Source organism: Bacteroides sp. M10, assembly GCF_014334015.1.
In the GTDB taxonomy this organism is placed as follows: Bacteria; Bacteroidota; Bacteroidia; order Bacteroidales; family Bacteroidaceae; genus Bacteroides; species Bacteroides intestinigallinarum.
Genome location: NZ_CP060488.1, coordinates 1,707,825 through 1,721,994, shown reverse-complemented (window position 1 = coordinate 1,721,994; position 14,170 = coordinate 1,707,825). Strand labels below are relative to the sequence as shown.

The following is a 14,170-nucleotide window of genomic DNA, read 5'->3' as shown; positions in this document are numbered from 1 at the left end:
AATTTGAATCTAGTGTACAAGTTTAAAATAAAAAAAATGAAAAATAAGTTGCTCACAATATCAAAGATTGGACTTTTGGCTTTCACTATTTTAGTGAGCCAGGCGTGTCAGGAAGATTATGAGATGGTCGATCCTCCGATGGTTACTGATTATGATGATGATCTGGACGAAGAAGTTATCTTGCAAAAAGGACTGGAGAGTTATTTTGTAACTCAATTCGGTGAAGGGGACATGGATGGTACTTCATGGGATCAGGCAATGGATGTAGTTGGTTTTCGCAAATTATTGAGTGGATCTATCGATCTGTCCAAGAGTACTATTTACATGAGTCAGGGAAAATATGTGATGTCCGAGACCGGAGGACTCGGGGTGATTATCCGCAAAGACATTAAAGCGATCAAAGGAGGATATAGTTTGTTGAGCGAAGGGACAGATCTGACTAATCGTCGTATTGATACGTATAAGACAGTGATCAGCGGAGATGTAAACGGTAATAATCAGGCTGATTCCGGTGATTGCGGATTATTGTTGGTGAAAGGAGGGATTATTGGGATTGAAGGAGTTACTTTTCAATATGGGTACCTTTCTAATAATGATGCCAAGTCTAACGAGTGTGGTAGCGGAATTTATATCAATGGTAACGTCAATAGCACCTCTGTCGAATTAACGGATTGTATTATCAGGGATTGTAAAACGGAAGCTGTCAACGGGCAAGGAGGAGTAGCGGGAGGTACAGCTATTCTTATTGCTTCCGGGAGCTCGAAACTGAACAATGTGAAGTTCCTGGATAATGCGGCGGATAGCCGTGGCGGAGCAATACGGTGTAACAGCAATAAGGCTGTTGTGTTTATGAATAATTGCCTGATAACTGGCAATTCAGTAAGAGAACTTTTTGGGGTCGGTATTCAGATATCATCGGGACATATTTGTATGAATAACACAACCATTGTCGGAAATCCGGGAAAAGGTGCTGCTTTAAACGGGGGAGGTAGTTTCATGCTCGCTAATAGTACGATTGTAGGGCATGATATTGATCAGGAGTATGGCGCCTTTCGATGTGAAACCTCTATTGATGGTGATACTAAGTTTATTAATAACCTGTTGATTTCCGAGAATTCTACCGCTCCAAGCTTCATTTTGAACGGAGCGAATAAAGAAGCTTACTCCATGGGATATAACTTGTATCAGCGAGTTAATAATTTCACAATGGGCGTTTCTGATACTGCTTATCCTACCCTTGTGAATGGCAACCTGACGGAAGAGGGTGTTTATAAGTGGAATATTGACCAGATCGGACAGGTGGGTGGTTATGCTACCAAACAAGCTGTAATCAATGCTGTGAAAAGTTTCAATCCTGCTGCTTCTCCTATGGTTAATTTAGGTGAGGTATTCGTGGAATGGATGGGTGAAGATGCTTTCGGATTGGATCAGCGTGGCGTGACACGCAATCCTGATAAGATGCAAATGGGAGCTTATGATGCTGTATTGTCCAACTGAATCTTTAAAAAGTAATTGTGATATGAAAAACAAATTTTATATAATGACCGCTTTGGTCATTAGTCTGACAGGCTGTTCAAACATTGAAGACGGGACGCAGCCGACCGGCAACTTCCCCGAAGATCATATAATCCGTGTTGTAACAGAAGTGAAGGCTCCTGTGTCACGTGCCGGATATGATGCAAGTAATCTGGAGAGTTTCGGACTGATCATTCATAACAGTGAAAACATTGCTTATGATTATAATTCGCAAATGGTAAAATCTAATAATGACTGGAATACGGCGGACGGGCAACAAATGCTTTGGGATAATGCAAGAACTCCGGTAACAGTAGTGGCGTATGCTCCTTACATTTCGGAAGCTAGTTTAGACACTCCGTTAGCTATCAACATACAAAGCAACCAAACTACTGAAGAAAATGTGATTGCTTCTGATTTCCTGTTGACTAAATCAATGGTTGATCCGAAACAGGATCTCACCGCAGATGGTAGATTGAAAGTTACTTTGGATCATGCCATGAGCAAGCTGATTATAAAAGTGACGGTAAATAATGGTATGGAAGATGCGGCGATCAGTAAACTGGGCGATATGGCTGTAAATGGTACAATAGCGGGTGGTATTTGTGATTTGTCAGTGCCGGAACCGGTAGTCATTCCACGGGAAGATGCCGTAGCTACAACTATCGCCCCCTATAAGGGTACGGATGGGTATGAATGCATTCTTCTCCCGCAAACAATAATAGAAGGCTTTTCTGTCAATTTCAGTTATGACGGAAAATTGTATATATGGACTGCCGAAGAGCCCATTGAGTTGCAAAAGGGAGTAGAGCATACGCTGACACTGAATGTAAATGAAACGGCACGGTTGGCTACCATGCAAATGAAATATCGGGCAACCGGTCAGATTATCGATCAGAAATAAAAAGGAGGAGATGAGTTATGAAAATTACTAAACATATATTGGCTGCATGTATATTAACGGGTATGGCAGCTTGTGATACGGATAAAGAGATAGCCGTGTTCAATGAAGACTCCGGTGCAATCAAGATCAATGCTGTTATTGATGCTGCATATACCCGTAGTAATCCTACAGGAACAAATGAACAGCAAATGCAATTTAATAATGGAGACCAGATTCTGTTGAGTTGCGAAGATGGTAGTGTGACTTATATGTTGTCTGGAGGGCAATGGGCTCCTACGGATAACTATTATCTTAGGTGGGGAAATGAACCTGTTACTTATTCTGCCTTTTATCCGGTGACTGAAGGAACAAGCGTAGCCAACTTCTCTCTTCCTATTAATCAGCAGAGTTTGGAAAATCTGGCGAGCGCAGACTACATGACTTGCACAGTAGAAGATGCTATGAATGAGGGATCAGGTGTCCTTCATCTGAATATGAACCGGAGAATGGCGAAAGTTATCATGACATTGGACGATATAGACTCACAAAGTAAAGCTCTAGGAGTTAAAATCGGTTCCTATCAGGGATATACGGACGGAAATGTTTCATCGGGAACTGCACTTGTTTCACCGTATGTCACCATTCCTGAAGGAGGGAAAGCCGGACAAAGCGGATGTAAATATACGGCGATCGTAGCTCCGGGAGCTGCAAATCCTAATAGTACTTTCGTTTCTTTAAATTACAAGGGGGAAGATCTGGTATTGCCGGGCATTCCTGCAATAAAGGCCGGATTTTGTTATGAATTTACTTTGAAAGTAGAAGGTTCGGTCATTAGATTGAGTGAGCCGATTGTCACTCCATGGGAGACTGGTACAATCAATGGGGGAGATGCAACGGAATTGCAATTGGACGCTTATTATGTGAAAGAGCATGCTACAGGGAATGCTACCGGTATGGATTGGGATAATGCAATGGGAGTAGACGGGTTACGCAATTTATTGAGAACTAACACTAACAGTGCGATCACGACTGCGAATGCTAAGAAATTGGATGGTAAGAATATCTATGTGGCAGGCGGTACCTATTTGATAGCAGATCAGGAAGCCGGTCTGAAAATAGAGTATAGCGGATATAGCAAACAAGTCGAAATAAAGGTTGTGGGTGGATATGATCCTCAAAGTACCCGGAAGGATTTAAGCAAGCGTGATCCTGTCCGGTATCTGACTACTTTCACAGGAGATGCAAATAATAACGGCATTGCGGATGCGGGTGATTATTCCTTGTTTACATTAGGAAACCAGATAGATATTACATTTGAAGGTTGTACGTTCTCTTGCGGTTATCATCCCAATGAGAAAATAAATGGCTATAGCGGTGGATTCCTGATTGCGAATGGTAGCAGTGGCAATGCAACATTACAGTTGAATCATTGTATCATTGAAAAGTGCTATAATGCGGGAGTAAATGGTTCAGGTGAGGCTGGTGGTTCCGGTATATTCATGTATAAGGGGACAGCCAAACTAAATCATGTGCAGTTGAGAAACAACAAGGCATCTTCGCGTGGAGGCGCAATTCGCGTCAATGACAGTGGGAGTATTCTTTTTATGAATAATTGCTCCATTACAGGCAATGAAGGCGGACAGTTCGGTTATGCTATTCAAATGTCAAACGGTCATTTATGTATGAATAATACAACTGTTACCAATAATAGTGGTAGAGATGGAACCATTAACGGCGCGGGGAGTATGTTGATTGTAAACTCTACCATTATCGAGGATGGTGCTCAAAATAGCGGGGCTGTTATTCGTTGTGAATCCTGGCCGGCCCGGCAATCATTCTTGATGAATAATATCATCCTGAATAAAAATGCAGCTAATCCGGTTGTTGAAATGTCTGGTGATGATACTCGCCATTTGACATCCAAAGGGTATAATCTGATGGGCGGTACGATCATGCCTGCATCAACCAACAAGTTTACAACATCAGAATTTGATAAGTATAACAGTACGATTAGCTCTTTAAATGTCGTATGGGATGCCAATCGTTCTGTCTATACTTGGGACGGGAATGTGAATGAGTTTACCCGGACTGCTGCCGACGCTGTTAAGAATGCGATCACAACCGACTTTAAACCGGATAGTTGTCCTTTCCAGAATTTAGGTGAGGAGTTTGGAAAATGGTTGGAAGAGATGGATGCTTTTTCCACTGACCAGTTGGGTAATCCGCGTGATAAAAATGCGATGTGGCCGGGAGCTTATCAAGAATAATGATACAATTTATTTAAACGAATGACAATGAAAAACTATAAACTGATATGGTTAGGGATATTCTGTTGTTTGCAACCTTTTATATTGTTTGCACAACGGGGAGAAACGATCCGTAAGGCATTTTTAGATCCGAAGTCCGAGCAGGTGTTAGTCGTGGCACACCGGGGGAACTGGCGGAGTGCACCGGAAAATTCCGTAGCGGCAATTGATAGTGCCATACAAATGGGAGTGGATATTGTGGAGATTGATATTCACAAGACTAAAGACGGACAATTAATATTGATGCACGATGACCGTGTAGACCGGACAACCAATGGTAAAGGATTGATTAAAGATTATACATTGGCAGAAATCAAGAAGTTGAAACTGAAAGATAAGGATGGAAATCTGACGGAACATACTGTTCCAACATTGGAAGAGGCATTGCTGGCAGGCAAAGGTCAGATTATGTTTAACTTGGATAAGGCGTATTCTGTGTTTGACGAGGTATACGCTGTACTCGAGAAAACCGGAACTGCCAGTTTGGTGATAATGAAAGGAAGCCAGCCGGTGGAAACTGTCAAACGTGAGTTTGGCGATTATCTGGATAAAGTGATTTACATACCGGTGATAGGACTTGACGGAAAAGATGGTGAAAAGAAGGTCAGGGACTATATGACACAGCTGCATCCTGCTGCCTTCGAATTGGTTTATTCGGATTCTTCCAGCCCTTTGCCTCGAAAAGTGAAATCGATTATTCTGGGAAAGAGTCGGATCTGGTACAATACGTTGTGGGCTTCTCTTGCGGGAGGGCATGAAGACGATCAGGCTTTAAAAGATCCGGATGGAAACTATGGATATCTGATTGAAGAGCTAGGGGCACGGATTCTCCAGACTGATCGTCCGGGATTCATGCTGGATTATTTGAGAAAAAAGGGATTGCATGATTAATCGTCTGAAGAGAATGAGGTAAAATGTATTGTTTGGCACACAGATAACGTCGATGATATAAACAGACGTTATCTGTGTTGCTTTTATCTATTCTCCAAATGAAAATAAATTTGAGATTTGGCTTAGGTTACTAAAATAGCTATATTTGGCTCACTGAATCGACATGGGTATATAATATGAAAAAGTCAATAATAGCATTTATCAGTTTTATTACTCTTTGTATTGAGCCATTAATGGCATCTGCCGAGTTTTCCTTTAAGAAATATCAGGTAGAAAACGGGCTGTCTCATAACACAACCTGGTGTGCAATTCAAGATAGCTATGGCTTTTTATGGATAGGGACAAGTAACGGGCTGAACTGCTATTATGGTAGCGGAAATAAAATTTATCGGAATGTTTTAAATGACAAATATTCTTTAGGGAACAACTTTGTCAGTTCTCTGATGGAAGAGGGTGAAGACCTTTGGATAGGAACAAGTTCCGGACTATACATTTATGATCGCTCTGACGATCATTTCTTGTATTTTGATAAGACAACCAAATATGGAGTGTTTATTAGTTGCGAAGTCAAGAAAATTGTAAAAACGAAAAATGGCTTGATCTGGATCGCTACCTTGGGGCAAGGCATCTTTATTTATGATCCGGCAAAAGATGTTTTGACTCAAAATAGTATTCGGACTTTTTTTGCCTGGGATATTTGCCAGGGTACGGATTCTCTTGTCTATGTTTCTTCTATGCAAGAGGGGTTACTTTGCTTTGATGAAGAGGGAACTTTTCTGCAGAACTATCCGGTTTCATCCGAATTGAGTATTGGCAATCAAATGATTAACTGTCTCCATAGTATTGAACATGAGATTTGGTGTGGCGTGGGGACGAATTCGTTAGGGTGTTATCAGGAAGGAAGTCGGGAATTAAAAATATATGATACATCTGCAGAGAGTTTCAGTTCTATTCTTTGTCTGATGGACTATAGCGAGAAAGAAATGCTGGTTGGTACGGACGATGGCGTTTATTTGTTTGACCGTGAGCGTAAAACATTTCGTAGGGGAGACTCTCCGTTTGGTTTATGGACTTTGAGTGATCCGACTGTACACGCGATGATGTGGGATAATGAAGGCACGCTTTGGGTAATGACTAATTCCGGCGGAATAAATTATATGTCTAAACAGTCGAAGCGTTTTTCTACTTATTCCCTGTCTTTGACGGGGATGGAAAAAGCAGATAGGGGGATAGGACCTTTCTGTGAAGATCGGGAGAAGAATGTTTGGGTGGGAACCCGGAATGGATTGTGGTTTTTCAATTCACAAACTCATTCTTTTTATGAGTATTCTTTGAAGAAATCGAATATAAGATACGATATACGTAGCTTGTTGTTGGAGGGCGATAATCTTTGGGTGGGAACTTATGCTGAAGGATTGCATGTGTTGAATCTGAAAACCGGGAATATTAAAAGTTATACTTATTCCCGTAATATCCCGAATACGCTTTGCAGTAATGATGTACTAAGCCTTTTTAAAGACCGTAAAGGAGAAATCTTTATCGGAACAAGCTGGGGATTATGTCGCTATAATCCGCAATCGGATAATTTTATAACTGTGATTAATGTCGGTGCTATGGCTTCTGTAACTGATATCTATGAGGATATGTACAATAATCTTTGGATTGCGACCTCAAATCGTGGCGTTTTCTGTTATAATACAGTTGGTGAAGAGTGGAAGCATTTTGAACATATCCGGGAGGACCTGACTACTATTACGAGTAACTCTGTGATAACATTATTTGAAGATAGGAAAGGTACGATGTGGTTTGGGACCAATGGTGGAGGATTATGCTCTTTTTCCAAAGAAACAGAAACTTTTGTTGATTTTGATCCGGAAAATGTCTGGTTGCCGGATAAGGTTATTTATTCGATAGAGCAGGATCAGGCAGGTAATTTTTGGATTTCCTGTAATTCCGGGTTATATCAGTTTAATCCGATAAATAAGAATGAGAACCGGCTTTTTACTATAAATGACGGTTTGCAGGGGAATCAGTTCACGGCGCAATCTTCATTGGCTTCATCGACGGGGAAGTTGTATTTTGGAGGAGTGAACGGCTTTAATGTTTTTGAACCGAAAGAATTTGCAGATAACACCTACCTTCCTCCTGTTTATGTTATGGATATCAGTTTTCCTAATTTGAATAATGAGCGGGAAGTGAGGCGGCTGCTCCAGCTGGATAAGCCTTTTTATACAGTTGATAAGATAAGATTACCTTATAAGAATAACAGTCTTACCATCCGTTTTGCGACACTTAGCTATGAAGATCCTCTTAGAAACCGTTATGCGTATATTTTGAACGGAGTAGATAAGGAATGGATTAACAACTCTTCTAATAATACGGCTTCCTATACCAATCTTCCTCCGGGGGAGTATGAGTTTTTGGTTCGTGGTTCGAATAATGACCATTATTGGAATGAAAAGGCAATTTCTTTATGGATTGTGGTTACTCCTCCCTGGTGGCGGACTACTATTGCTTATGTCGTATATGCATTGTTGTTACTTGCCGTCATCGTATTTCTTGGTTGGCGTTGGAATTTGTATGTCAGGCGTAAGTATAAACGTCGGATGGAGGAGTATCAGACTACCAAAGAAAAAGAAATGTATAAATCGAAAATCAATTTTTTTATTAATCTGGTACATGAAATACGTACTCCGCTAAGTTTGATTCGTTTGCCGTTGGAGAAATTGAGAGAAGAGGAAATCAAAGGGAAAGAGAACAAGTATATTTCTGTGATAGAAAAGAATGTAGATTATCTATTGGGAATCATCAATCAGTTACTTGATTTTCAGAAGTTGGAAAGTAGTGCTTTGCAGTTGAATTTGAGGAAATGCAATGTTAATGCATTGGTAAGTGATATTTTTAATCAATTCAGCGGTTCTGCTGAGTTGAGAGGACTGACATTACATCTTTGCTTGCCTCGTGAAGAAATTAATACGATGATTGATTCGGAGAAGATAAGTAAGATTCTCGTAAATCTGATGGGAAATGCGATGAAATATGCGAAATCCAGGATTGAATTGAAAGTATTATCAGTAGATGACGAAGTGAGGATAGTGGTTACTGATGATGGCCCCGGCATCCCGGAGGACCAACACGATAAAATATTTCAAGCTTTTTATCAACTGCCTGACGATCCGGTGGCATCATCTAAGGGTACCGGAATTGGTTTGGCATTTGCAAGATCCTTGGCAGAAGCCCATCATGGGAATTTGTTTCTGGAAAATAATTCCGAGGAGGGGGCTTCATTTGTGTTGTCTTTACCATTGGGAGTTGTAGAAACGGAAGATGCATCTGATGGATTGACTGAAACGGATGTTGTAGGTGTTGGAGAAGAAGTGACTTCTGTTTCTGAATTCGGTAATAGGAAATTCACAGTTTTATTGGTGGAGGATAATATTGAATTGTTAAATTTAACTCGAGAAGCTTTAAGTGTTTGGTTCAAGGTGATACGTGCCGGTAATGGAAAAGAAGCACTGGAAATACTTGCACACCAGGGTGTAGATGTTATTGTCAGTGATATTATGATGCCTGAAATGGATGGACTTGAACTTTGTAATCATGTAAAATCCGATATGGCTTATTCTCATATTCCTGTTGTTTTGCTGACTGCAAAAACGACATTGGAATCTAAAGTGGAAGGACTTGAAAGTGGTGCTGATGTATATCTAGAGAAACCGTTTTCTATTAAGCAGCTCCATAAACAGATCGAGAATTTATTAAAACTGCGATTGGCGTTTCATAAACAGATGACGGACATCACAATTGGTTCATCCTCTTCACTTTCGGATTTTGCCATTTCTCAAAAAGATGTAGAATTTATAGACAAGATCAATGCAATTTTATTGGAGCAGGTTGTTAATGAAAATTATTCAATTGAAACATTGGCAGATCAAATGAATATGAGTCATTCTAATCTTTACCGGAAGATGAAAAGTTTGTTTGGTATGCCTCCTAATAACTATGTTAAGAATTTCCGCTTAAACAAAGCAGCTGAATTAATAGCAAATGGTGTTCGAATAGCTGAAGCTGCAGAACGGTTAGGCTTTGTTTCTTCTTCCCATTTTGCAAAATGTTTTAAAGAGAAATTCGGAATGTTGCCAAAAGATTATAGATAACAAGTCTTTTCATGATGGGAAAAATAAGGGGAGGGTAAATGAAGTTTAAAAATGCAAGAAATATACTGTAGTAAGATTTTTTATCCATTCGTTTTATATTCTTAACTCCGAAAAATCCGTAAGTGTAGATAGGGATATTCCTAAAATAATAAAATTAAAGGCAACTACTTCATTGCGAATTAGTTGCCTTTTTTGTATCTTTAAGCACTCCCCCAAAAAAACGGTTTGACGGCCAAAACGGGGGTAATTAAATAAGTAGGTGATCTAAATTATTTATATATATCAGTACTAATATGGTTCATTTTCCGTTTTATAGAAAAAATAGAATTATGAAACCAATAAAAGTACTTGAATTATCAGAGGTTGATCGCCTCAAATTAGAGAAAGGCTATCATAATGGCCCTACTCATAGTTTTCGTATCAGATGCAAATCCATATTGCTGAAGTCAGAAGGTAAATCAGCTCCCCAAATAGCAGAAATGCTTGAGGTAACAGTACCTACTGTCTACACATGGGTAAAACGTTATGAAGAAAATGGCATCAAAGGCTTGGAGACACGTCCTGGTCAGGGGCGAAAGCCTATTATGGATTGTTCTGATGAAGAAGCAGTCCGCAAGGCAATTGAGGAAGACCGTCAGAGTGTGTCCAAAGCACGTGAAGCATGGCAGAATGCGACTGGTAAAGAAGCCAGTGATATTACTTTCAAACGTTTTTTAGAAACATTGGTGCAAGATATAAGCGTATAAGAAAACGCCCAAGGGGCAAACCCTCACCGCAGCTCTACGCATACAAGAAAGAGAAGTTGCAAGAACTTGAAGAACTTGATTCCAAAGGAGAACTTGTGCTATATTATGCCGACGAAAGTCATGTCTGTACAAATGGTTATGTTCCATATGGCTGGCAATTCAAGAATGAGGATATTTACATCCCATCCGAGAAAGCTGCCCGGCTTAATATTTTTGGCATGATTACCAAAAGGAACCAATATAAAGGCTTTACCACAAAAGAGTCCATCAACGCAGACAAGATTGTGGACTATCTTGACAGATTCTCTTTCAATGTAACGAAGAAGACTGTAATTGTCTTGGACAATGCTTCTGTTCATAGAAATCGGAAAGTTAAAGAACTGAGGAAAATTTGGGAGAAAAGAGGATTGTTCCTCTTCTATCTTCCACCTTATTCTCCAGAACTTAATCCTGCCGAGATTCTTTGGCGTATACTTAAGGGTAAATGGATAAGACCGATAGATTACGAGACTACGGACTCGCTTTTCTATTGTACGAACAGGGCCTTGGCGTCTGTGGGTACGAACTTATTCGTGAATTATTCATATTTGTAAAATTAATTTTGAACAGTTACTTATAAAAAAGGATGAAGGAATGGGGAGTTGACCGAAAAAATTAAGAGAAAAGCTCACGTAAAGTAAAACTTTTCTCTTGATTTATGAGAAAGAGGAACATTTACTGAATATCCCTAGATAAACCAACTACTTTTGGCTCTCGAATTTGCAGCATTTTTGAATGTCTTGCGTCTAATAAACATAAACTAATATATTTCTAGTCATGAAACACAGACTGTTACTACTAATTAGGGATATTCAGTAAATAAAAAATATAAGGCAACTACTTCATTGCGAATTAGTTGCCTTTTTTGTATCTTTAAGCATTTCCCCGTAAATACAGTTTGACGACTAAAACGGGGGTAATTAAAAATAAAAACACATGGTAAAGATACGAAAACTTTCAGAAATTGAACCTACTTTGGGTTTTACAGAATTTGATATTCTCGAAAAATATCGTCAAAGTTTTGAAAAGAGTGAATTGGGGCGGCTTCATTCTCTTTTTCCTTTCTCCGAACTGGCTCAACAGATGGATTTACATGAATCTCGTCTGGGTCGTAAAAGTTATTTTTCTCCTGAAGGTAAAATCGCCTTAATGGTCTTGAAGTCCTATACTAACTTTTCAGATTCACAACTGATTGAACATTTAAACGGTAATATTCATTACCAGTTATTTTGTGGTGTTCAGATTGATCCGCTTCATCCACTGACCAATCCTAAAATCGTCAGTGCAATTCGTCAGGAACTAGCAGAACGCCTTGATATTGAGTCCCTCCAACCTATTCTGGCTGACCGTTGGAAGCCGTATCTTGAGAACCTTCATGTCTGTATGACCGATGCCACCTGTTATGAAAGTCATCTGCGTTTCCCTACTGATGTCAAACTCTTATGGGAAGGTATTGTATGGCTTCATCGTCATCTGTGCAAACATTGCCGGACATTGCACATACAACGTCCCCGTAACAAGTATCTTGATGTAAGCCGTGCCTACCTTGCTTACAGTAAACTGCGTAAACGCAGGAAATCACAGACTCGTATGGTTAAACGCAGACTACTTCAGTTATTGGAAAAGTTACTGGACCAGCTGGAGCAGCTTCATTCATCCTACAGGCACAGGCTTACACTGTCCTCTGATTATCAAAGACGTTTCTCGGTCATAAAGACGGTCCTTGAGCAAGGGAAGAATTTATTTGCAGGCAAAAAAGTGCCTAACCGTATCGTGAGTATCGACCGGCATTACCTTCGCCCCATTATCAGAGGCAAGGAAACCAAATCCGTTGAATTCGGAGCAAAAGTCAACAATATACAGATAGATGGAATCTCCTTTATAGAACATATCTCCTTTAAGGCTTTTAACGAAGGAGTACGTTTAAAAGACTGTATTCATCTGCAACAACAACTGATCAAGGTTAGGGTTAAGGCGCTTGCAGCGGATTCAATCTATGCTAATAATGACAACCGGAAATTTTGTACAAAATATCATATAAGTACTTCTTTTAAGCGTAAGGGCAGAGCTGCCAAAGATGAGCCGCTTCGGAAGATCTTACGGTCGGAACTTAGCCGTGAAAGAGCTACCCGTCTGGAAGGAAGTTTTGGTACACAGAAACAACATTACTCACTGGCCAGGATAAAAGCCAGAAACAGAAAAACGGAAATACTTTGGATTTTCTTTGGAATACATACGGCCAACGCGGTATGTATGATAGAAAAGGTTGAAAAGAAAAAAAGAACGGCAGCATAATCAGACTGAAATAAGAACAGAAGAGGAGAGGTTTTTAACTTCACCTAAAAAAGTATGTGCATAACGCAGCGTTGCGAAGAAAAAACAATAATATGTAAATAATATTCTTGTAAAAGAGATAGAAGGATCGAGAATTTACCAGGAAAAATACAGAGAGAAGTTCACGAAAAGGAGAACTGATCTCTGTATTTATAAGAAAAAGGAACATTTACTGAATATCCCTAATTACGTGAGTTCGGGATAATAAAGCATCTTTAAAAGTTGGTAATCACCGGATTATTTTGTATCTTTAAGTCTGACAAACAAATAATTACAAAATTAATAACAATGATTACCAAGGATAAAGTTACGGAAATTTTCTGTATTATTGATGAGTTTGATAAGAATTTTGATCTTGAATTGAAGAAAAATCTTCTTCCGGTCACTGATGGAAGGCAACATCGTAATCGAAAAGCTTCGCTGTCGGATAGTGAAATAATGACTATTCTTCTTCTTTTCCATTTCGGGACTTATCGTAACTTCAAACACTATTACATCTATTGTATTTGTGGACACATGAAACCTGATTTCCCTAATGCTGTATCATATAACAGATTTGTAGAACTGGAACAACGCGTATTCTTCAAGCTTGTTTTCTTCCTCAAACTTTTTGCGTTCGGAAGATGTACGGGGATAAGTTTTGTTGATAGCACTATGATACCGGTATGCCACAATCTGAGACGTTATGCCAACAAAGTATTCAAAGGGGTGGCTGCCGATGGCAAAGGCACAATGGGATGGTGTCACGGATTCAAGCTTCATCTGCTGTGTAATGATAGAGGAGAAATTATAACATTCTGCCTTACAGGAGCGAATGTTGACGACAGGAATCCAAAAGTATGGAAAGTACTGGCCAAAGACTTGTATGGAAAGGTCTTTGCAGACAGAGGCTACGTCTCTCCCAAACTGTTTGATTCCTTATTTGACGACGGTATTCAGCTGGTACATGGAATTAAGATGAACATGAAGAACAGGCTTATGTCCTTTTATGATAAAATGATGCTCAGAAAGAGGTATATCATTGAGACGATTAATGATCTGCTCAAAAACAAAGCACAACTCGTGCATTCCAGACATCGTTCGATAACGAATTTCCTAGTAAATCTGGTGGCTGTACTGGGTGCTTATTGTTTCTTTGAAAGCAAACGGAATGCATTGCAAGGATACTATATTGAGGACTCAAAACAACTGTCCTTATTCTAAACTTATCCCGAACTCAGGTAGTAATTCATTTTTCATTTGTATTTCTATAAAGGTTAATAAAAAAAGGAACTCCCGAAGGCGGAAGCAGTTCGTTCC

The 14,170-nt window shown here is 39.6% G+C and carries 9 protein-coding genes; all 9 read left to right on the top strand.

The features are described 5' to 3' along the window. The first annotated feature begins 36 nt into the window (after positions 1 to 36). Positions 37 to 1,497 (top strand): right-handed parallel beta-helix repeat-containing protein, encoded by a 1,461-nt coding sequence (locus tag H8796_RS06260; protein ID WP_117937426.1) that lies wholly within the window; start codon positions 37 to 39, stop codon positions 1,495 to 1,497. A 22-nt stretch (positions 1,498 to 1,519) separates the two neighbouring features. Further along, a complete protein-coding gene (locus tag H8796_RS06255) occupies positions 1,520 to 2,419 on the top strand; it encodes a fimbrillin family protein (RefSeq protein WP_117937424.1) in 900 nt (299 codons plus the stop codon). Positions 2,420 to 2,436: 17 nt separating this feature from the next. Continuing rightward, positions 2,437 to 4,665 (top strand): fimbrillin family protein, encoded by a 2,229-nt coding sequence (locus tag H8796_RS06250; RefSeq protein WP_117937422.1) that lies wholly within the window; start codon positions 2,437 to 2,439, stop codon positions 4,663 to 4,665. Between the two features lie 27 nt (positions 4,666 to 4,692). Further along, a complete protein-coding gene (locus tag H8796_RS06245) occupies positions 4,693 to 5,595 on the top strand; it encodes a glycerophosphodiester phosphodiesterase family protein (protein ID WP_117937476.1) in 903 nt (300 codons plus the stop codon). A 176-nt stretch (positions 5,596 to 5,771) separates the two neighbouring features. Next, positions 5,772 to 9,752, top strand: a complete 3,981-nt coding sequence (locus H8796_RS06240) for a two-component regulator propeller domain-containing protein (RefSeq protein WP_333493684.1) — start codon at positions 5,772 to 5,774, stop codon at positions 9,750 to 9,752. A gap of 329 nt (positions 9,753 to 10,081) precedes the next feature. After that, positions 10,082 to 10,498, top strand: a complete 417-nt coding sequence (locus H8796_RS06235) for a helix-turn-helix domain-containing protein (protein WP_117938168.1) — start codon at positions 10,082 to 10,084, stop codon at positions 10,496 to 10,498. After that, positions 10,474 to 11,091, top strand: coding sequence for an IS630 family transposase (locus H8796_RS06230; protein WP_117938167.1), 618 nt, complete (start codon positions 10,474 to 10,476; stop codon positions 11,089 to 11,091). Before H8796_RS06235 ends, H8796_RS06230 begins: the two co-directional genes overlap by 25 nt. Positions 11,092 to 11,473: 382 nt before the next feature. Then, entirely contained in the window at positions 11,474 to 12,832 is a 1,359-nt protein-coding gene (locus H8796_RS06225; protein WP_117938112.1) for a transposase, read from the top strand. A gap of 327 nt (positions 12,833 to 13,159) precedes the next feature. Continuing rightward, positions 13,160 to 14,074 (top strand): IS982 family transposase, encoded by a 915-nt coding sequence (locus H8796_RS06220; RefSeq protein WP_117938114.1) that lies wholly within the window; start codon positions 13,160 to 13,162, stop codon positions 14,072 to 14,074. Positions 14,075 to 14,170 lie beyond the last annotated feature (96 nt).

What these genes read in the sequence shown, in the direction of transcription:
- H8796_RS06235 (WP_117938168.1), top strand. Translation starts at nt 10,082, where the DNA reads ATGAAACCAATAAAAGTACTTGAATTATCAGAGGTTGATCGCCTCAAA.
- H8796_RS06245 (WP_117937476.1), top strand. Translation starts at nt 4,693, where the DNA reads ATGAAAAACTATAAACTGATATGGTTAGGGATATTCTGTTGTTTGCAA.
- H8796_RS06255 (WP_117937424.1), top strand. Translation starts at nt 1,520, where the DNA reads ATGAAAAACAAATTTTATATAATGACCGCTTTGGTCATTAGTCTGACA.
- H8796_RS06260 (WP_117937426.1), top strand. Translation starts at nt 37, where the DNA reads ATGAAAAATAAGTTGCTCACAATATCAAAGATTGGACTTTTGGCTTTC.
- H8796_RS06220 (WP_117938114.1), top strand. Translation starts at nt 13,160, where the DNA reads ATGATTACCAAGGATAAAGTTACGGAAATTTTCTGTATTATTGATGAG.
- H8796_RS06240 (WP_333493684.1), top strand. Translation starts at nt 5,772, where the DNA reads ATGAAAAAGTCAATAATAGCATTTATCAGTTTTATTACTCTTTGTATT.
- H8796_RS06225 (WP_117938112.1), top strand. Translation starts at nt 11,474, where the DNA reads ATGGTAAAGATACGAAAACTTTCAGAAATTGAACCTACTTTGGGTTTT.
- H8796_RS06250 (WP_117937422.1), top strand. Translation starts at nt 2,437, where the DNA reads ATGAAAATTACTAAACATATATTGGCTGCATGTATATTAACGGGTATG.